20 protein-coding genes are annotated in these 17,800 nt (G+C 62.7%); 15 read left to right on the forward strand and 5 right to left on the reverse strand.

Translation table 11 applies throughout. From position 1 onward, the window contains the following. The first annotated feature begins 5 nt into the window (after nucleotides 1-5). The 6 genes from C404_RS35865 (at nucleotide 6) to C404_RS35885 (ending at nucleotide 7,375) form a co-directional block, all read left to right on the forward strand. Nucleotides 6-3,020, forward strand: coding sequence for a phospholipase (locus tag C404_RS35865; protein WP_021193564.1), 3,015 nt, complete (start codon nucleotides 6-8; stop codon nucleotides 3,018-3,020). 23 nt (nucleotides 3,021-3,043) lie between these two features. Continuing rightward, entirely contained in the window at nucleotides 3,044-4,459 is a 1,416-nt protein-coding gene (locus tag C404_RS60420) for a T6SS immunity protein Tli4 family protein (RefSeq protein ID WP_031328914.1), read from the forward strand. Nucleotides 4,460-4,560: 101 nt separating this feature from the next. Then, nucleotides 4,561-4,830 (forward strand): hypothetical protein, encoded by a 270-nt coding sequence (locus tag C404_RS35870; RefSeq protein WP_152905881.1) that lies wholly within the window; start codon nucleotides 4,561-4,563, stop codon nucleotides 4,828-4,830. Nucleotides 4,831-5,033: 203 nt separating this feature from the next. After that, a complete protein-coding gene (locus C404_RS35875) occupies nucleotides 5,034-5,267 on the forward strand; it encodes a hypothetical protein (protein ID WP_235180616.1) in 234 nt (77 codons plus the stop codon). Nucleotides 5,268-5,394: 127 nt separating this feature from the next. After that, nucleotides 5,395-6,066 carry a DUF3304 domain-containing protein gene (locus C404_RS59105; RefSeq protein ID WP_080981207.1) on the forward strand — a complete coding sequence of 224 codons (672 nt, stop codon included), beginning with the start codon at nucleotides 5,395-5,397 and terminating at the stop codon, nucleotides 6,064-6,066. A gap of 187 nt (nucleotides 6,067-6,253) precedes the next feature. Beyond that, nucleotides 6,254-7,375 (forward strand): beta-ketoacyl-ACP synthase III, encoded by a 1,122-nt coding sequence (locus tag C404_RS35885; RefSeq protein WP_021193570.1) that lies wholly within the window; start codon nucleotides 6,254-6,256, stop codon nucleotides 7,373-7,375. A gap of 18 nt (nucleotides 7,376-7,393) precedes the next feature. On the opposite strand, the gene C404_RS35890 is transcribed toward C404_RS35885, so the two are convergent. The 3 genes from C404_RS35890 to C404_RS35900 all read right to left on the reverse strand — a co-directional run bounded on the left by C404_RS35890 (nucleotide 7,394) and on the right by C404_RS35900 (nucleotide 10,262). Continuing rightward, complete coding sequence (locus tag C404_RS35890; RefSeq protein WP_021193571.1) at nucleotides 7,394-8,500, reverse strand: alpha/beta hydrolase family protein; 1,107 nt, start codon at nucleotides 8,498-8,500, stop codon at nucleotides 7,394-7,396. Then, complete coding sequence (locus C404_RS35895) at nucleotides 8,500-9,339, reverse strand: AraC family transcriptional regulator (RefSeq protein ID WP_021193572.1); 840 nt, start codon at nucleotides 9,337-9,339, stop codon at nucleotides 8,500-8,502. The genes C404_RS35890 and C404_RS35895 overlap by 1 nt, the downstream gene beginning before the upstream one ends. 68 nt (nucleotides 9,340-9,407) lie before the next feature. Continuing rightward, on the reverse strand, nucleotides 9,408-10,262 hold the full coding sequence (locus tag C404_RS35900) for a LysR family transcriptional regulator (RefSeq protein ID WP_031328916.1): 855 nt from the start codon (nucleotides 10,260-10,262) through the stop codon (nucleotides 9,408-9,410). Nucleotides 10,263-10,372: 110 nt separating this feature from the next. Between C404_RS35900 and C404_RS35905 the strand changes: the two genes are divergently transcribed. The 3 genes from C404_RS35905 to C404_RS60850 are packed head-to-tail and all read left to right on the forward strand — an operon-like array spanning nucleotide 10,373 to nucleotide 11,462. After that, nucleotides 10,373-10,765 (forward strand): tautomerase family protein, encoded by a 393-nt coding sequence (locus tag C404_RS35905; protein ID WP_021193574.1) that lies wholly within the window; start codon nucleotides 10,373-10,375, stop codon nucleotides 10,763-10,765. 8 nt (nucleotides 10,766-10,773) lie between these two features. After that, nucleotides 10,774-11,340 (forward strand): DUF4865 family protein, encoded by a 567-nt coding sequence (locus tag C404_RS35910; protein ID WP_021193575.1) that lies wholly within the window; start codon nucleotides 10,774-10,776, stop codon nucleotides 11,338-11,340. Further along, a complete protein-coding gene (locus C404_RS60850) occupies nucleotides 11,337-11,462 on the forward strand; it encodes a hypothetical protein (RefSeq protein ID WP_021193576.1) in 126 nt (41 codons plus the stop codon). Before C404_RS35910 ends, C404_RS60850 begins: the two co-directional genes overlap by 4 nt. Here the strand turns inward: C404_RS60850 and C404_RS35915 are convergent. Continuing rightward, nucleotides 11,452-12,414, reverse strand: coding sequence for an SRPBCC family protein (locus C404_RS35915; protein ID WP_021193577.1), 963 nt, complete (start codon nucleotides 12,412-12,414; stop codon nucleotides 11,452-11,454). The two genes, C404_RS60850 and C404_RS35915, sit on opposite strands and share 11 nt — an antisense overlap. Beyond that, complete coding sequence (locus C404_RS35920; protein WP_021193578.1) at nucleotides 12,398-12,754, reverse strand: ArsR/SmtB family transcription factor; 357 nt, start codon at nucleotides 12,752-12,754, stop codon at nucleotides 12,398-12,400. The genes C404_RS35915 and C404_RS35920 overlap by 17 nt, the downstream gene beginning before the upstream one ends. Before the next feature lie 117 nt (nucleotides 12,755-12,871). Here C404_RS35920 and C404_RS35925 point away from each other — a divergent pair, with 117 nt between their 5' ends. The 6 genes from C404_RS35925 to C404_RS35945 all read left to right on the forward strand — a co-directional run bounded on the left by C404_RS35925 (nucleotide 12,872) and on the right by C404_RS35945 (nucleotide 17,695). Next, nucleotides 12,872-13,765 carry an alpha/beta hydrolase family protein gene (locus C404_RS35925; protein ID WP_021193579.1) on the forward strand — a complete coding sequence of 298 codons (894 nt, stop codon included), beginning with the start codon at nucleotides 12,872-12,874 and terminating at the stop codon, nucleotides 13,763-13,765. Continuing rightward, on the forward strand, nucleotides 13,762-14,196 hold the full coding sequence (locus C404_RS35930) for a MarR family winged helix-turn-helix transcriptional regulator (RefSeq protein ID WP_021193580.1): 435 nt from the start codon (nucleotides 13,762-13,764) through the stop codon (nucleotides 14,194-14,196). Before C404_RS35925 ends, C404_RS35930 begins: the two co-directional genes overlap by 4 nt. Next, entirely contained in the window at nucleotides 14,193-14,984 is a 792-nt protein-coding gene (locus tag C404_RS35935; RefSeq protein ID WP_021193581.1) for an enoyl-CoA hydratase, read from the forward strand. Before C404_RS35930 ends, C404_RS35935 begins: the two co-directional genes overlap by 4 nt. A gap of 368 nt (nucleotides 14,985-15,352) precedes the next feature. Next, nucleotides 15,353-16,033 carry a TonB C-terminal domain-containing protein gene (locus C404_RS0129655; protein ID WP_152524412.1) on the forward strand — a complete coding sequence of 227 codons (681 nt, stop codon included), beginning with the start codon at nucleotides 15,353-15,355 and terminating at the stop codon, nucleotides 16,031-16,033. Beyond that, nucleotides 16,026-16,538 carry an RNA polymerase sigma factor gene (locus tag C404_RS35940; RefSeq protein WP_021193583.1) on the forward strand — a complete coding sequence of 171 codons (513 nt, stop codon included), beginning with the start codon at nucleotides 16,026-16,028 and terminating at the stop codon, nucleotides 16,536-16,538. Before C404_RS0129655 ends, C404_RS35940 begins: the two co-directional genes overlap by 8 nt. A gap of 173 nt (nucleotides 16,539-16,711) precedes the next feature. Beyond that, nucleotides 16,712-17,695: a FecR family protein gene (locus C404_RS35945; protein ID WP_064496333.1), complete on the forward strand. Its 984-nt coding sequence runs from the start codon at nucleotides 16,712-16,714 to the stop codon at nucleotides 17,693-17,695. The last annotated feature ends 105 nt before the right edge of the window (nucleotides 17,696-17,800 follow it).

Below are 17,800 nucleotides of genomic sequence, written 5' to 3' on the forward strand. Positions count from 1 at the left end.
GTCAGATGGGCGCACCTGAAAAGCAGATCCACCAGATTGTTGGTAAGGACGGAAAACCCGCAAAGACGGCCGTCTCCGCGCCTGGGTGTTTCCTCCATGGCAAGGAATTTTTTTCAAAGGCCCGCAAAGGTAACGCTGTGCGGTACTACGCGACCGGCGCCGAGTACTTTGCGGAAGTCGCTAGTGCGATCGAGGGTGCGAAGTCCTGTGTCTTTATCGTTGGATGGCAGGTGAATTTCGACGTCACCCTGACTGGTAAGAAAACCCTCTGGACATGCCTGCGCAACGCTGTACGGGGTGGCGCCAGTGTCTATGTGATGCCCTGGATGTCGCCTAAAGTAGGCGTGGATACTGGTGATTTCGAAACCGCGTTAGCCGTTATCCAATTGAACGCGGGTCTGCCGGCACCTCGCGCATTTGTCCTACCTGCGGTTTCGCAATGCGATCAGGTAGGTGCACTCGGTATTGCTTTCTCTCACCACCAGAAGCAGGTGGTGATCGACAACAAGGTGGCATTCGTCGGCGGTATCGACTTGGCTTACGGCCGCCGCGACGATGGCCGGTTTCTGCTGAAGTCCGATGGCAGAAAAGGCAGCGAGTTGTACAACAGTTGCGTGCCGCCGATCCATTCGTTGTCGCACACCGAACAAGTGGATTACTTGACCCGTGCCGAACTTGTTGCGGCTTGCTTCGACAACAAGCTGGGCAACGTCGCACAGTTTCTGCTTTCCGCGCCAATCAAAGAAATTGCCATGGCGATGGACGCCTGGAGCACGGCCAAAGGCAAGGTCCAGGATACCAAGCAAGAGATATCAGACTGGTGGGACACGGTCGATCTGGTGCCGGAGTTCATACACCAGGCGCAGAAGAAGGTTGAGGATGTAAAGGAGGCGGTTCGGGAGGGGGCAATCGATGCCGGGCAGGATGCCGCGACGGGTTTGGCGCAATGGAGTTTCCACAAACTGGACCGTGCCACGCAAACCAAGCTTAAAGGCTTGTGGGATTTTGGTAGCGCGCAGGCGCAGGACGCGGCGACAGCTCTAGTTGCGTGGCTGAATGGTGCCTCCCTGGCAAACTTGCCCCCTAAGCTGCTTGAAACCACGGCACAGAGCATTCAAGCGTTTGTGATTCGCGTGGTGCTTGCGTTGCAGGCCCAGGGCGATCAGCGCAAGACGTGCTACGAAAATCTGGAGAAGCTCGGAAAATTGCTGCCGACCGGGGGCAAGAGCGTCGACCCCGACAAGCAGCCGCGCATGCCTTGGCACGACGTGCACAGCCGGGTGGAAGGTCCATCTGTCTACGATCTGAGCCGGAACTTCGTGCGTCGCTGGAATGGCGTGGCAAAGCAATACGAGCTAAGCGATGGAAAAACCGTCGAGGTGTTGCTTAAGAAAATGGGCACCAATGCTCCGCTGAAGGTGCGGCGGATTGCTGCCGAGCACCGCCCTGTCGAATCTACCGACATGCCCGGCAATTGTTGGGTGCAGTTGCTGCGCAGCGCTCCGTTGAAGATGCGTAAAGCGGAAGCGGCTGGTGAAGGAGAGCAAGAAACGCCCACGGTTCGAGAAAGCGGCTGCCTGAGCGCGATGCTCAAGGCGATCCGCGAGTCCGTGCACTTCCTCTACATCGAGGGGCAGTTTTTCCAGTCCGAGTATGGTGAGGATGTGGTCGGCGACGCTGATGTGCCGGGTGCGAAATCCGGCCCAATGCGGGCCATGATGGATCTGACCGGCTCGCCCGGATATCAAAAATATGCCAAGCAGCTCGGCATCGACGGCGTGCCCCCCGCCAAGTGGTTCAGCCGCGTGCGATGGAGTCAGGTGGATGTCGTCCAGCGTGATCTCAAAGGCGGCGGGAAGGACTTCATCAACGATTTGAAGAAGGTGTTGGCGAGCCAGGCTGCCATTGCGGGCACTGGGGCACTGGGGCCTGCACAGAAGACGCTGCTGAACCCGATCAGCAAGGCGTTGGGTGATCGTATTGCGAGAGCGATTCGGGATGATCTGCCGTTTCACGTGTACATGGTGTTGCCAGTTCACCCGGAAGGCACGCTGGATACGCTCAACATCATGTCCCAACTGCATTTGACGATGCAGTCGTTGGTGTTTGGCAGCAATAGCTTGGTCAACCGGGTTCGACGGGCGTTGCTGGCGAAGCAGTATATGAAGGAGAAGAAAATATCTTGGAATCAGGCCGAGGCGATTGCCGAAGAGGTCAAGCCTAGTGAACTCGGTCGCAATATTGCCAACGACCGGTGGGGCCAGTATCTGACGCTATTGAACCTTCGAAATTGGGACACGCTTGGCGGTCGCCCGGTGACAGAGCAAATCTATATACACAGCAAGTTACTGATTGCCGATGACCGTACCGTCGTGCTGGGCAGCGCGAATATCAACGACCGCAGCCAGATGGGCGATCGAGACTCGGAGTTGGCTGTCATCATGCATGACGACGCACCACTCTCTGCGCCGCTAGATGGTAAGCATGTGCAGAAGGTTGGCGCTTCAGCGCACAATTTGCGTAAAGCCTTGTGGCGCAAACACTTTGGACTGATGGGGGGCGCGGCACCTGCAAGCGAGATGTCCGCTATGTTAGATAAACCCGCCGACCCCAATACTTGGCAGGCTGTTCAAGAACTTGCGCAGAAGAATGCTCTCGCTTATCAGAAAGCATTTCCACATCTGCCAGCGCTTAATAAGCCGACGCCCATTTGGCCGACATGGGTCAATGATGAGCACAAACTCGGCGGCTACATGCCCTTCAACGAACGGTTCTGGCAGGATACTGGATCAAGAACTGAGTCGTTTACGTGGGATGCCAAGAAATTGCTACCAGAGCACGCTCCGGCTGGTGTACGTGGATTCGTCGTGGCATTGCCTATCATGTGGACCCAAGGTGAGGACAATACCTCTGGCATTAACCTCACCACATTGGCGGACATCGGCACCGAGGGTGGCCTAGAGCCCGTGCAGCAGACAGCGGCCCTAACACCCAATCAGTCCGACCAAATCAGCACGTGACAGGCGCATAGGGAAACGCATTCATGCAGTCTCGATTCTCTTTATTCAACGTACGGCGACTGGCCGCCTGTGCGGCAGCGATTTGCCTAGTTGCGTGCGGCCGAGGTGGCCATGCGCAAGAACCTGAACCGAAAGAAGTGGAGGTCACGGACCGCCTCGGCGAACGGGTGCGGATACCGAATCCGAGCAGAGAAGACCGGTTGGAAGCGACGGGCCCGGGATATGCCACACCGCCTGATGGCCGCTCTGAATGCCTTGGGCGGCTGATGTTCGATGTGCCACGCAGTCCCAATTTTGAATGGGCAATTGCATCGACCTCGTCAAAGCAGGGAGCCTACGAGCAGCTATATCAATCCTTTGATAACGGCACAGGAGGGGGGCGAATCGAAATTGAAACGCCGGAGTTACTTACGGTGTTTGCAGTATATGGACCTGTTACGCCGGCGCTACGAGAAGAATTTCTCAATGATCGCAAGCGCATGAACGAGGCAACTCTACGCGGTAAGCTGGACTCCTTGCGGATTCAAAAGGAAAGAATTGAGACGCGCAAAAAGACTCCGGAGCTTGCTGATCCTAGCATTCAAGAAATGCTTATCGATCGATTGAAGCAGACTGAGCAGGACGTTGCCGATCTCAAGGCGGATCGATACCAAAAAGCCATTGATCTCGGACGACCAAATAGCGCCGCTTTCCGCTCGGATAACCACAAGTCTGCTTCCACTTACATGCGTGGGGCAATCGTACTCGGCAAGCATCTCATCGCTTTTGAATCGATGCTGCGTGGGCTCCAGAACAATGAAGACCCAACGGAAGCCAAGTGGGCCGTCGCTGAAAACGCACTACGCAAGCTAATCGGCCAACTGCAGGCACGAGACCTGTACGAAATTCCCAACGAGCGTGGCTTTTGCCTGCCTTATGCCTTCCTGCGTGACGATGGCACGTACGGCAACGAAATCTCGTCGTCGTTCCGACTGTCCGATAGCCCTGCGGTGCTTTACAAGCTGAGTTTTTCGGCAGTGCCAGCAGGCAAAGGCTCGGCGACGACACTGATTAATGCGACAGGCCGTTCAATGGCGGGTTTGATTGGAGCATCGCCTGAAGGCATGAAGGTGACGCAGCGCTTGGGACCCCGCCCGGTCAAGATTGGCGCACTGACTTCAGAGCAAGGCGGCGTTGTCGTCGAAGCACAGCGACCAGGAAAGCCGCCCCGCGAGGGTTATCACGCCTATGCCGGTAATGCCGGTTGGTCGGGCTCGCAGATTCTGCCAACCATTGAGGTCGTCATGCAATCGGCCAGCCGAGAGGCCTATCCGAAGCTGAATGCGGACGCACCGCCATATGCTGAGTCACGCCCCCGGTTTGATGCGTTGCTCAAAAGCATCCGGCTGAGGCCGACGACGCCACCGATGCCTGAGTTGGAGCAGGTGGTCAAGCGGTAGACGTGTACGGTTTTCAGCTCATCAGGTTTGAATTGATACGGTTCAAGATGTCGATGTGGGAGCCTCAGGAGAGGGTTGTCAGTGGTGCCCGCGAAATGCGAATGCGCGACTTCATCCGAGGCATCGCAATCTTCCCCATTGCCGGTTTGGCCTGCTGGGGGATTTTCTGGCTTGGACGCGATAGCCGCGGTTGGGCTAGTCATGGCTGGGCTGTAGGGTTGCTGCTTCCTCTGCTTGCCGGAGCTGTCATCGCAATTGCCGGCACCATCTGGACGCTAGTCGCAGGGCTGATGCACAAGACATTCAAGATCAGTGCGATCGGACTGGTGCTTGGGCTCTTGCTCGTGAGGGTTGTGGTCGGGTTTGCATAGGCTGATAGCTGTGTTTCCGCGCAAGCGCCAGTCGCGGCCGGTTGGCAAAGCGAGTGCGGAGCTCTCACCTCGGCCCTCTATCGCAGTTCGTACGTTGCCCTGGGTTCGACGGTGCACGCTGGGCTATTCGGTCTTTATTTCAATCAACCTCTCTCAGAAAGATGCAATACAAAATCGCTGCAGCCCTTCTCGCCGCCGTCTGGGTGAACGCCAGCATCGGCGCTCAGCTCACCACGACGTCGCAGGCCTCTGCCAACCCCGTTCAAGTCAGCACAAAGACCAAAGCTCAGGCGAAGAAGCACGTAAAGAAGCGCTCTAAGATCGTGCGCTCCCGCAAGAACAACGCGGCACCGGCTCGCGATTCCGATGCGGACGTGCTCGCGCAGGTGCTGGCCTCGGACAACAAGAGTCCGCTGTGGGCAAAGCCGCAGCAGTAAGCGCGTGGCTTGAAATCATCGCTTTGCACGGTTCGGCGGTCTCTTGATGGTCGCTGGAAATCAGGAAGGCTCCGGAGCCTTGAGAAGTCTGCGTGGCGGCGTCCGACGTTCGGAGCGGCGTTTGCCAATGAAGATCTGGAAAGCCATCGGTTCGATAGCGGTAGCAACGGTTTTGCCGTACGCGTTGACAGCTTGCACCACGAAGCCAGACCCGATGGATGGCAAGGCGACGGCCAGCATCACTTCGTACAACCATACGCCCGACTATATCCACCAGTTCTACGTTGACGGGACGTGGGGAGGGAACTCGTTTGCCTATGGGGGAGGTGGGAGTTTCGTCTGTTGCTTGGCATACCCCAAGACTTGGCGCCTTGGCCTAACCGCTAAAGTGAAATGGACGACCTCCAGTTCTGATCCGAACGCAGAGGGTGATGCTGCGAAGGAGCATTGGCACGAGGCCATGGTGCCAATCGAGCAATATGCGGCAACCGGTACGTTGCACGTGCATTTCTTACCCGGCGGTCAGGTTCGACTCATTGTTTCGAACTGGGCTGCAGGGCATCCCAACTATCCGGGGCCGGCGTATCCCGTCAGGCCGGCCGATTTTCACTTTGCACCAAGCCGACGTGCAGCGCGCGAGGCTGAGGAACGCGCTCGAGCGCAGGCAGAAGGGCGGGCCCAGATCGAAGCAGAGATGCGCGCCATGCGAGGGGAGGCACCCGCTCAGAAAGAACCACCGCCGATTTTTCCTAGGGACGGGATTTTGCCGCCTCCACCCGCTCTTCCGAAGGGGGAGTGAGTACATTGCTCCCTGGCGAGCGCTTCCTTCCGGTAAATACCGCGCGGGGTTTGACGCACAGTCATCCCACGCGTGTTTCCGCAGTCACGCGAATGCGGACTAGATGTAAACGACAACGCGCCAGCAGGGCATTCCCCGGCGTCAATGTGCTATCGTCCCCGCCACACAAATTTCACAAACACCGGGTATGCACGACGTTGTTATCAGCGGCACGGGCCTGTGGGTCGCGCCGGAGGTCATCACCAACGAGGAGCTGGTCGCCTCCTATAACGCCTACGCGCAGCGCTTCAATGCGGAACACGCAGCAGCCATTGCTGCGGGCGAGTTGGCGCCGTTGTCGGAATCATCGGCAGAATTCATCGAAAAGGCTTCAGGCATTCGCCAGCGCTACGTGATCGACAAGGCTGGTGTGCTGGACCCGGCGCGCATGCGTCCGCATCTGACGCAGCGCCCGGATGATGTGCTGTCCTTGCAGGCCGAGATCGGTGTGGCGGCCGCGCGCGATGCCCTGGCTGCGGCCGGCCGCGACGCTGCGGACGTCGATATGCTGCTGTGCGCAACGTCCAACTTCCAGCGCCCGTATCCGGCACTGGGCGTTGAAATCCAGAACGGCATCGGCGCGGGCGGTTATGCGTTCGACATGAACGTTGCGTGCTCGTCGGCCACCTTTGGGCTGGAGCAGGCCATCAACGCGGTGCGCAGCGGCACCGCGCGTGCCGCGCTGGTGGTGAGCCCCGAGATCACCTCCGGCCACCTGGATTGGAAAGACCGCGACTGCCACTTCATCTTCGGTGACGTGTGTACGGCCGTGCTGGTCGAGCGCGCAGAAGACACGCGCTCGGCCGACGCCTGGCGCGTGCTCGGCACCAAGTGCGCAACCAGCTTCTCGAACAACATCCGCAACAACGCCGGCTACCTCTCGCGCAGCGAAGACCGCAACCCGGACGACCGCGACCAGCTCTTCCGCCAGGAAGGCCGCAAGGTGTTCAAGGAAGTCTGCCCGATGGCCGCCGAGCACATTGCCGGCCATCTGCAGCAACTGGGTCACACGCCGGCAGACGTGCGCCGCTTCTGGCTACACCAGGCCAATCTGGCGATGAACCAGTTGATCGGCAAGCGCTTGCTGGGCCATGAGGCCTCGGCCGATGAGGCGCCGGTCATTCTGGATGAATTCGCCAACACGGCCTCGGCGGGTTCGATCATTGCGTTCCACCGTCACCGCGCCGACATGAAGGCGGGTGACCTGGGGCTGATCTGCTCGTTTGGTGCGGGCTATTCGATCGGCAGCGTAGCGCTTCAGAAACGCTAAGCCGCCGGCGGGCGATGCTCAGGTTTTGGCCGGCAGCGTCGCCCGGAAGAACTCCAGCGCACGGCGCACAGCCTCGGCGTGGACGGCGTCACGATCGACGCCTGCCTTGTCCTGGCACAGCAGTGGCAGGTGCGGTACTGCCCCCGGGTGGCACGTATCGATGAAGGTGTAGTGCGACGCGCCTGGAACCAGCAGCACATCGGCGTTCGGCACCAGGCCGGCGATGCGGCGCACGTTGCTCTCCACGGGAACCGTCACATCGGCATCACCCGCCATCAGCGAGACGGGCAGTGCAATACTGCGCAGGGAATCTGTATCCAACGCCATGCCCAGGGCTGGTGCGATGGCAAAGACGGCCTGGATGCGCACGTCGCGGTAGGAGGCGCCTGAGCGGGCAAGGGAGGCTTCCGTTGCTGCCGTTTTCGGCGCATTGGGTCCGGGGCTCGGCTGCAAGCGATCCATTTCTGGCGGCCGGCAGATCGCATCGCCTTGTGGCCCACCGCAGAACGCTTCGAACGCCGCCACATTGGTACGTGCGCCTGCTAGCTCCAACACCGTATAACCCCCCAGCGAGAAACCCACTGCGCCAATGCGTGTGCGATCGACATGCGCGCCCAAGACCGGGTCGGCGAGGATGCTGTCGAGCGCCTCGCTCACATCCGTTGCGCGTTCCCACCACAGCATGAAGCCGTCGCGCGTGAGTGGCTCCAGCGCGTTGTTCCCCGGATGGTTCACACCCGCGACGATATAGCCGTTGGCGGCCAATGCGGCGGCCAACCAGTCGAGGCTGTCGGCTGTGCCCCCGGTGCCGTGCGACAGCATCAGCAGCGGGTAGGTGGAGTGGGCGGGCGCCAGCGCCGCTTCGCCGGCCGATGGATGGCCGCGAAATGTTGGCCGACCGGGCTCGCCGATGTTGCGCGGCGTTTCAGGCACCGACGCATCGACCGGATACCAGACGTTGGTGACAAGCGCTTCCGTGCGTGCGCCACGCCAATGCCGCTCGACTTGCGGATGGAACACGCGGGAGGTTTCGCCCACGTGGTAGGGCGCGGCGGGCTCGGCCGCGCAGGCGGCGCCCATGACAACGGCCGCCAGCGCGGCGGCAACGCAATGACGCAACATCATTACTCCTTGCGGATGGGGATCATCAGGTCGGTCACGCACGCACTCGGCACAGGGTGGCGGGCGGGACTGCGGTACAGCTCCAGCGTCGGCCGGTCATCCGGCTCGAAGCCGTAGCTGGGCAGGCAGCGGCCATACAACGCTTGCATCGTCGGGGCGATCAAGGCGTAGGGGCCGATGAGGCGGTGTGAGGCATACAGGCCGCCTTCGATGCGCATCGGCTGCAGGCCGCCCGTGATGGCGCGTGGCGTATCAAGAATGACGCCAGCAAAGTACGCAAACGAGCCGGGCGTTTCCGGATCGCCATAGCAGATGCCGATGCGATCGGGTGCGTCTAGCGACGTGCTCTCGATGCCCAGCGCCTCCCATAGCGCGATGAACGTCTGACGGATGGTCGCGATCGGGCCTTCGTGCCGCAGGCACAGCGCGTTCAGGGGCGGCTGCTCGACCAGTTCGAGCGGCGGCAGGCCAGCGGCTTCCGTAGTCGGCACGATCAGTTCCTGTTGCCGGGTTTGAAAGGCGCGCGGGCTGACCCCCGTGAACTCGCGAAACGCACGGGAAAATGCCTGCGGGCTGCCATAGCCGACGTTGATGGCGACGTCGGTGACGGAATCTTCCGCTCCGGTCAGGCGCTGGGCCGCCTGCGCCAGCCGCACGCGCTGCACGGTCTCGAACACCCCTTCACCGGTGAGCGCGCGGTAGATGCGGTGGAAATGAAACGGCGACAGGTGTGCGACCTCCGCCAGGCTCTGCACGGTGTGCGGGGCAGCGGGGTCGGCCAGGATCGCCTCGATCACGCGGGCGATGCGGCGGTGGTAGTCGCGAATGGTGCGGGGTTTCATGCGACAAAGCATAGTCGCCCGGTGGACTGCGCGCGGTGCAGCGATTGCGCAAATGTGCGCCTGCAGCGTTATCGCCCGGCCGTTGCGCGCAGGGTGGTGGAGAAGGTGCGCAGCGCCTTTTTCGCCACCGGATCGGCCACCCGAGAATGCAGCACCACGCTGCGCGGTGGCAGCGGCGGCAGGCCGAGCGATTCACCCACGTCGATGGTGCCGGGCGGTGCCACGCGCCGGCTGAGTGCGGCCACGGCCAGCCCGGCCGCGACGGCTGCGCCGATGGTGCCCACGCCGCCGCCGACAAACACTTCCTGCCACGCAATGCCCGCCGCATCCAGCACGTTGACGGCCATCTCGCGCACGCGGCAGGGCTCGGACTGGGTGGCAAGGTAGAGCGGTTCTCCGCTGCGGTGTTCGAAGTCGGGGGCGGCCATCCAGCCGAAGGGCTCTTCCATGAGGACTTCGCCATCGGTGCGGCGGCTGTCATGGCGCAGGATCACGGCCGCATCCAGTGCCCCGTCTTCAAACGCATCGAGGATCTCCCGCGAGCTGTCGATGCGGATTTCCAGCGTCAGGGCAGGTTCGGCCCGGCTCATCTGGCGCAGCAGGCGCGGCAGCTCCGCCCCGACGATGTGGTGGCTCATGCCGACCGACAGCCGGCGCCGCTCCACCCCGAACGAGCACATCGCACCCTCATGCGCGGCCACCAGATCGCGTGCCGGCCCGAGAAAGGCGCTGCCGTCCTGCGACAGCCGCACCAGGCGCGGCGTGCGCTCCAGCAGGCGGCGGCCCAGCGTGTCTTCCAGCCGCTTGATCTTCAGGCTCACGGCGGATTGAGTGGAATCCATTGCCTCGGCGGCACGCGTGAAGCTCTTCAGGTCGGCGGTCAGTACGAAGGCTTGTACGGCCTCCAGATCGAGCATCCTCATGGTTCAGTCATTTTGAAATCGAATGATTGAAATATCTTAGGATGTCTTTTTTAAATGGACAACCCGAGGCATGCTGTGAGCACGGTTCATCACCCAACACGGAGTCCACCATGCCCCTCGTTCAAGTGTCATTGCGGCGCGGCAAGCCCGTTGCCTATCACCAAGCCATTTTCGACAGCGTCTATCGCGCCATGCGCGAGACCTTCAACGTGCTGGAGGACGATCGCTTCATGGCGATCACCGAGCACGACGCCAGCACCTTCAGCGTCAGCCCCACGTACTTTGGTATTGCGCGCAGCGACGATGCGATCCTGCTCCAGCTCACCGTCAGCAACACACGCTCGCGCGAGCAAAAGCAGGCGCTCTATCGCCGCATCGTGGAGTTGCTGCAGGAGAGCCCCGGCCTGCGGCCCGAAGACGTGTTCATCAACCTGGTGGAAGTGCTGCCCGAGAACTGGTCGTTCGGCCACGGCATTGCGCAGTACGTGGCAGACAAAAGCTGAGGTGTCGCATGTTGCTCGCTCACTATGCTCACCATCTGCCCGCCGACTACGACATGGCGCGGCTGCACGTGCGCGCCAGTCAGCGTGGTCCGCTATGGGATGACGCACCGGCCCTGTTCTTCAAAGCGTTTCTGCTGCGGGAGAAGGGGCGGTTTGGCGCGACTGCCAATGAGTATTCGTCGCTCTATCTTTGGCAGCATGACGCCGCCTTCCGTGACTTTCTCGTCAACGGCCGTTACCACGTCGTGACCGAAAGCTTTGGCCGCGCGGCCATCCGCACACATGTGGCATTGGATGCGCGCAAAGGACCATCGAATACAGCGCGCTTCGCATATCTCGAAGAGAAGGACATCGCACCCGATGGAGATCTGACCGATGTCTTCCGGCACGCCATTGAACGCAACCGCGAAGCTGCCGCACTGGCAGGGACGGCGGCGGCCGTTATCGGCGTGGACACGGTGGCGTGGCGGTTGATAGGGGTACGCCTGTCGGAGGCGCCGCCTGCCGACAATGAAACCGCCACGTGCCACCAACTGCTGCATCTCGCGCAGCCGCTGCTGGAGACGTTGCCATGACCACGCGCCAGATTCTGTTTGCCTATGCGGGCGGCGTGTTGTGGGGCATGGGGCTCATCGTTGGCGCGGCGGTCACGTTGGCGACCGTCGCGCGCGACGTGCTGCGTATGCTCAGTCCTTGAGCGAATTGCCCAGCATGTCCAGCAGGAACTGCGAGCCGCGTTCGCGCGAACCGGCATCGTCGTAGCCGTCAAGGAAGGCACCTTGCTCGGTCATGACGAGGCGTGTGCCATTGCCTGCTTCACGCAGTTCCAGTGTGGCCAACGAGGCCGAGATCTTGCGGTCGTCCAGGTGCATCACGTACGAGTACACAACGCGTTCGTTGGCAATGACGTCGTGGTACAGGGCCTCGAAGCTCGACACCACACCGCTGTCCCATCGCCCTTTGACGACTTCACGGCCGCCGGGGGTGGCATCCATCTCGCGCACCAGCAGTGTGTAGCCGTTGCCGCCGGCAAACCACTTGGCCTTGGCGGCAGGGTCCGTCAGTGCCTTGAACACGCGTGAGCGCGGCGCATCGTACGTGCGCTCAATGGTGAATGTGGCATGCACGACCGAGCGCTTGATGCCGTCGGCCAGCGGCACGCTTGCGGCTTCGCGCTCCAGCTTGTCGAGCGTTTGCTTCCAGCCTTCGGGCGCGCCCTTGATCATCATCTCGGCAATCGGGGCGAGCGGCGTGTGGGTCTGCGTGACTTCCATGCGCGTGGTTTTCGCACCCTCGCCCCCTTCTTCGGCAAAGGTGACGACGGTGTGCACGTTCATCAGCGGGCGGTTATCGCCGTCCACCACGTTCATGTCGATCACCAGGCGCGCGTTGGGCACGATCTCGACAAAGTGGCCGCGCGACCAGTGGTCTTGCCCTTCGGGCGAGCGCATGCACACGTCAAACTTGCCGCCCACGCGAAACTCGACCGTCGCGTCCGGCACTGTGTAGTGCGTCGGGCAGAACCAGCGCTTGATGTGTTCAGCGGTGCTCCACGCCGTGAAGACCCAGTCGCGCGAGACGGGGAAGGTGCGTGAGATCACGAGCGGGCGCAGGGTCGTAGCGGTGGGGCTGTCAATGGTCGTCGTCATGCGGGTCTCCTTGGGTTTTGAGGGTATCCAGGTAAGCGCCGAGGCGGTCAAAGTGTTGCTCCCACTCCAGGCGCCGTTGGTTGATCCACTGCTCGGCCAGGCTCAGGGCCTCGGGTTCGATCCGGCAGGTGCGCACGCGGCCCACCTTTTCCGATCGCACGAGACCGGAGTTCTCCAGCACGGACAGGTGTTGCATCACCGCCGGCAGCGAGATGTCGAGCGGCTGTGCCAGTTCGCTCACAGAAGCCGGGCCACGCACGAGCTGGACCAGCATCGCGCGCCGGTTGCCGTCTGCCAGCGCCTGGAAGGCGAGATCGAGAGAAGTGTCATGGTTAAGCATGTTGTTAACTATAGCGACTCCGAATAGTTAAGCAAGTACTTTATCTTTCGGTGGTTGACACGTCGATTTACTTCGCATACAAAGTAAAACACTTCGCATGCGAACTAAATCGATACGATGGACAGCACACCTCAAACCATTCCCGCCACAGACGGCTATCCCCTGGGCGCCACGTTTTGGGCGGCCGCCGGCACGCCGCAGGGCGTGGTCGTCATGCACCCGGCCACGGGGGTGCCGCAACGCATCTATCAGGCCTTTGCGCAGTTCCTGGCCGAACGCGGCTTCCACGCCATTACGTACGACTACCGCGGTATCGGCGCATCCCGGCCGAAGACCTTGCGCAGTTTTGCTGCCCGCATGCGCGACTGGATGCTGCTCGATGCGGAAGGCGTGACGCGCTGGGCGCGGGCGCGCTATCCGGAGCTGCCGCAACTGGCTGTGGGGCATTCAGTGGGTGGCCACGGCATCGGCATGTGCGGTGCGGGCTGGGGGTTGGCCGGTGCGGTGCTGGTGGCCTGCCATACCGGCAACTCGCGCTTCATTCGCCAGCGGGGAGAGCGCTGGCGCGTTGAGTTGATCCTGCGCAGCGTCGGCCCGGCACTAGGGCGGCTGATCGGCTACGTGCCCGGCAAGCGCATGGGCCTGGGTGAAGATCTGCCGGGCGGCGTTGCCATCGAGTGGGGCGCGTGGGCCGGCATGCAGCGCTACTTCTTCGACGACCCGACGCTCGGCGCCGTCGAGCGCTTCAACCGCGTAACGAACCCCGTGCTCGTCTACGGCTTTGACGACGATCCCTGGGCCACACCGCCCGCCATCAACGCGTTGACGCAGCATTTCACCGGCACCTGGGTCGAGCGTCGCCAGATTGCGCCGGCAGAGGCAGGTGGTGCCGTCGGGCACATGGGTTTCTTCCGCCCCAAATTTGTCGACACGCTCTGGCCGGGTCTGGCCGATTGGCTTGCCGCGCAGGCAGCGGCTGCACGCGTGCCTGAAGCTGCGGAGGCTGCATGACCGCACCTGATCGCCGCCTCGTCTATTTGATCAACGTCGGGCAACGTCGCCTGCAGCGCTGGATTCAGACGCGCACCGGGGAGGGCGTGACCGCTGCGCAATCCGGCCTGCTGTTCTTCCTGGAGAAGAAAGACGGCGCGCTGATGCGCGAGGCCGGTGCCGCGCTTGACCTCGGGCCGTCCGCTATGAGCGGCCTGGTGGATCGCACAGCCGATGCCGGCCTGATCGAGCGCCGCGCCGATGCCAAGGACGGCCGCGCCTGGCAACTCTGGCTGACACCCGCCGGCCGCGCCGCGCTGGCTGAAACACGCACCGGCCTGACCGAACTGAACGCACGCCTGACCGAAGGTTTTACCGACGCCGAGATCGACGTCGTCGCACGCTGGCTGACCAGCCTGCAAACCAAGTTCCCCACAGGAGACGAGCAATGAGTGAACCTATCCAGAACCACATTCAGAACCACATTGCCGATGGCGTGCTGACGCTCACGCTGGCACGCGCCGACAAGAAGAACGCAATTACCGATGCCATGTACGGCGCGCTGGCCGATGCGCTGGACGCCGCCGAACACGACAACACCGTGCGCGTGGTGCTGCTGCGCGCCGAGGGCGACATGTTCTCGGCCGGTAACGACATCGGCGAGTTTGCCTCGGTGGCCATGACCGGCGGCAAGAGCGATGGCGAGCGCAACGTCATCCGCTTCCTGCATGCGTTGGCACGCGCTACGCGCCCGCTGGTGGCGGCGGTGCAGGGGCGTGCGGTTGGCATCGGCACGACCATGCTGCTGCATTGCGACTTCGTGCTGCTGGCCGACAACGCACAACTCTCCACGCCGTTCGTCAATCTGGCGCTGGTGCCGGAAGCCGCATCGAGCCTGCTGATGCCCGCGCGCCTGGGCCATGTGCGCGCGTTCGAGATGTTTGCGTTGGGTGATGCGGTGAGCGCGCAGTCTGCGCTCGCATGGGGGTTGGCGAACCGGGTGGTGCCGCTCGACAAGCTCGGCGACGAGGCACAGGCGATTGCCCAACGCCTCGCGCGTCAGCCGCTGGGTGCACTGACCGAAACCAAACGCCTGATGCGCGATGCTGAACTGCTCAAGCAGCAGATGGATGTGGAGAGCGCCTCGTTTGCCAGGCGTTTGCAGTCTCCCGAGGCGCATGAAGCCTTCCGGGCGTTCGTCGATCGACGGCCGCCCAATTTCAACGCCGTGGCGCACTGAGCGCGGCGGTGTCTCCTTCGGCGGCCCTGGTCTGGCCGCTTTTTTTCTTTCCGAATGGCTCGATCGACCACGCCACGGCAGTGGTCTCCCCACGCACCCTCAGCCCGCATGGGGGCGATTCAAACGCCTGAGCGTGCACTTGCTCTGCACCCCCTCCAACGGGTGCTGTAACAGAACAGTCACGTTGCATTACTACCCTACGCGCTTACTTCACACTTGCGCGTTGTGAAACACGTCCGCACACCGGGCGATGTAGCACGCGTCTCTCACACTGACCGGGTATGGCTGGAAACGTCGCATCGGGTGGTGCGCGGCGGATACTGCCTTGGTGCATCGCGATGATCGGCGTCTGCGTTTTCCATCCTGCCGTGTCTGCCGGCCCTGTCGAGCCGGAGCCGGCCGTCATTGCCGGCGCGCCGCCTCTGGATGTCGAGCGCTGGTTCGATATCGAGCCGCAGCCGCTGCAGCGTGCGCTGGAGCACTACGGTGCCGTCACCGGCATGTCCTTGCTGTATGACAGCGCGTTGACGGCGGGTCGTGCTGCGCCTGCCGTGCGTGGTGCCATGACGCCGCACATGGCGCTGTTGCGCTTGCTGGAGGGCAGTGGCCTGGCCCCGCGCTACACCGGTGCCGACACGCTGGTGCTGCTGCCCGTGCGTTCGCAAACCAGTGCAGAGGCAAACGATACCGATACCGCCAACCAGCCGGCACAACGCCGGTACTACGGCCTGATCCAGCACCGGATACGCGATGCGTTCTGTGCGAACCCGATCCTCGCGCAAGGCCGGCACCGCATTGCATTGCGCCTGTGGGTGGATGCGCGGGGCAGCATAGGCCCGGTGCATCTGCTCGATTCCACAGGCGATGCGGTGCTCGATCGGCTGGTGGTGAGCGCGCTGCAGGGCGTGTCGGTGGGCGAGGCGGTGCCGGCATCCGTGGCGCAGCCATTCACCTTTGTCGTGATGCCGCGCGCCTCGGGGCAGAGCTGGGGCTGTGTTGCACCGGCTGCGTCCGTCTCCGTCATCTCAGCCGGAGTGCGCCATGGCTGACGGCAGCCGCGCCGTGCTGCGCGATTTTCTGGTGGAGCGCTACAGCCACCTGAAATACCTGCTCGCTCGCCGGCTGGGCAACCCGGATCTGGCCGGCGACGCACTGCAGGACATCTGGCTGCGCCTGGAAGGCAACGGCAACACCGATGCCATCGAGCCGGTGCAGAACCCCGGTGCGTATCTCTACCGCATGGCCTTTAACGCGGCGATTGACCAGCAGCGTGCCGAAGACCGCCGCCTGAGCGTGGGCGAGGTTGAGACCATGCTCGAACTGGTCAGCCCCACACCCGGCCCGGCTGAAGTGGCCGAAGCCAACTCCGAGCTCGACGCGCTGATCCGCGCGATGGAGCAGATGCCCCAGCGCCGCCGCGACATCCTGCTGGCCGTGCGCCTGGAGGGCACGCCGCAGCGGGAGGTGGCCGAGCGCTTTGGCATCTCGCTGCGGCTGGTGGAGCTGGAGCTGCAACGCGCCCAGGAACACTGCGCCGCCAAGCTTGGCCGCTAACCATGCGCCTTGGTGCGGCAGACTCTGCCAAGGCAATGGACGTACAAAAGAAATCTTCCGAAAAGCTTGCGGGTTTGTGTGGCGGGATTCGTCATACCGATAAGACCGTCGGAGTGGCGGCAGAGGCAAGCCGTGGCGTAGAGAGAACGGCGGTATGACAGATGGTTGAACGCATGAAGGCAGCACCCGAACCCCATAAGACGACATTGAAGATTCCGCACACGCTGCGCCGCGATGCGCACGCGTGGGTGCGTCGTCTGACCTCGGGCGAGGCCACCGTGGCCGACGCGCAGGCACTCAAGCGCTGGTGCGATACGAGCGATGCGCACGCCGCCGCCTTTGCCGAGGCACGCCAGTTGTGGAAGGACTTTGGCCCGGCGGGTGAGGCTGTACGGCGTCGCCAGGCCGCCAAGGCGCGCTGCGCGCCCACGTTGGGCCGTCGCGCCTTTCTGGGTGGCGTTTTTGCGACGGCGGCCGGCGCTGCCGTGGCTGTGGTTGCGCCGGCTGGCCTGTGGGGTGCGTTCCCCTCATTGGCCGCAGACCTGCGCACCAAGACCGGCGAGCAGCGCCAAGTGGCACTCGGCGCTGATGTGACGATCGACATGAACACGCACACCAGTGTGGCGCTGCGTCGTGATGCGGGCGCGCTGCATGGTGTTGATCTGCTCGATGGCGAGATCGCCGTCAACAGCACGCGCGGCGCGGCACAGCCGTTTGTTGTGGCGGCGGGCCCCGGCCGCGCGATTGCCACGCAGGCCAGCTTTGAGGTGCGCAACCTCGATGCGCGCGTATGCGTGACCTGCCTGTCGGGCGACGTGCGTGTGGAAGTGGGCGGCCGCAGCCTGACGCTGGCAGCCAACCAGCAGGTCACCTACGACAAATACATGCTGGGCACCGTTGCGCAAACCGATGTGGCCACCGCATCGGCGTGGCGCAACGGTGTGCTGGTGTTCCGCCAGACGCCGCTATCGGATGTGGTGAGCGAGATCAACCGCTACCGCCCTGGTCATGTGCTGGTGGTGGACGACAAGCTCGCGCGCAGCCGCCTGAACGGGCGCTTCCGTATCGACCGGCTCGACACGGTATTCGCGCAGATACGTGAAGTGCTGGGTGCCAGCGTGACGGAGCTGCCGGGCGGCATCGTGTTGCTGGGGTGACGTGCGCGAGCATCGTGCATTGCCATATTTCTGTCATTGCGGGTTCGGGCTGTGACCTTCGTCATAGCAGGAGAGGCCGTGCGGATGTGCAGCGACGCGGCCGCC

It is taken from the genome of Ralstonia sp. AU12-08, from assembly GCF_000442475.1.
In the GTDB taxonomy this organism is placed as follows: Bacteria; Pseudomonadota; Gammaproteobacteria; order Burkholderiales; family Burkholderiaceae; genus Ralstonia; species Ralstonia insidiosa.

Bases quoted from the DNA above. Each gene is read 5' to 3' on its own strand.
- C404_RS35865 (WP_021193564.1), top strand. From the start codon at position 6: ATGGGCGCACCTGAAAAGCAGATCCACCAGATTGTTGGTAAGGACGGA.
- C404_RS35900 (WP_031328916.1), bottom strand. From the start codon at position 10,262: ATGAGGATGCTCGATCTGGAGGCCGTACAAGCCTTCGTACTGACCGCC.
- C404_RS35915 (WP_021193577.1), bottom strand. From the start codon at position 12,414: ATGACGACGACCATTGACAGCCCCACCGCTACGACCCTGCGCCCGCTC.
- C404_RS35930 (WP_021193580.1), top strand. From the start codon at position 13,762: ATGACCGCACCTGATCGCCGCCTCGTCTATTTGATCAACGTCGGGCAA.
- C404_RS59105 (WP_080981207.1), top strand. From the start codon at position 5,395: ATGAAGATCTGGAAAGCCATCGGTTCGATAGCGGTAGCAACGGTTTTG.
- C404_RS35885 (WP_021193570.1), top strand. From the start codon at position 6,254: ATGCACGACGTTGTTATCAGCGGCACGGGCCTGTGGGTCGCGCCGGAG.
- C404_RS60850 (WP_021193576.1), top strand. From the start codon at position 11,337: ATGACCACGCGCCAGATTCTGTTTGCCTATGCGGGCGGCGTGTTGTGG.
- C404_RS35910 (WP_021193575.1), top strand. From the start codon at position 10,774: ATGTTGCTCGCTCACTATGCTCACCATCTGCCCGCCGACTACGACATG.
- C404_RS35920 (WP_021193578.1), bottom strand. From the start codon at position 12,754: ATGCTTAACCATGACACTTCTCTCGATCTCGCCTTCCAGGCGCTGGCA.
- C404_RS35895 (WP_021193572.1), bottom strand. From the start codon at position 9,339: ATGAAACCCCGCACCATTCGCGACTACCACCGCCGCATCGCCCGCGTG.
- C404_RS35935 (WP_021193581.1), top strand. From the start codon at position 14,193: ATGAGTGAACCTATCCAGAACCACATTCAGAACCACATTGCCGATGGC.
- C404_RS35905 (WP_021193574.1), top strand. From the start codon at position 10,373: ATGCCCCTCGTTCAAGTGTCATTGCGGCGCGGCAAGCCCGTTGCCTAT.
- C404_RS35890 (WP_021193571.1), bottom strand. From the start codon at position 8,500: ATGATGTTGCGTCATTGCGTTGCCGCCGCGCTGGCGGCCGTTGTCATG.
- C404_RS35925 (WP_021193579.1), top strand. From the start codon at position 12,872: ATGGACAGCACACCTCAAACCATTCCCGCCACAGACGGCTATCCCCTG.
- C404_RS35945 (WP_064496333.1), top strand. From the start codon at position 16,712: ATGAAGGCAGCACCCGAACCCCATAAGACGACATTGAAGATTCCGCAC.
- C404_RS35940 (WP_021193583.1), top strand. From the start codon at position 16,026: ATGGCTGACGGCAGCCGCGCCGTGCTGCGCGATTTTCTGGTGGAGCGC.
- C404_RS60420 (WP_031328914.1), top strand. From the start codon at position 3,044: ATGCAGTCTCGATTCTCTTTATTCAACGTACGGCGACTGGCCGCCTGT.
- C404_RS35870 (WP_152905881.1), top strand. From the start codon at position 4,561: ATGCGCGACTTCATCCGAGGCATCGCAATCTTCCCCATTGCCGGTTTG.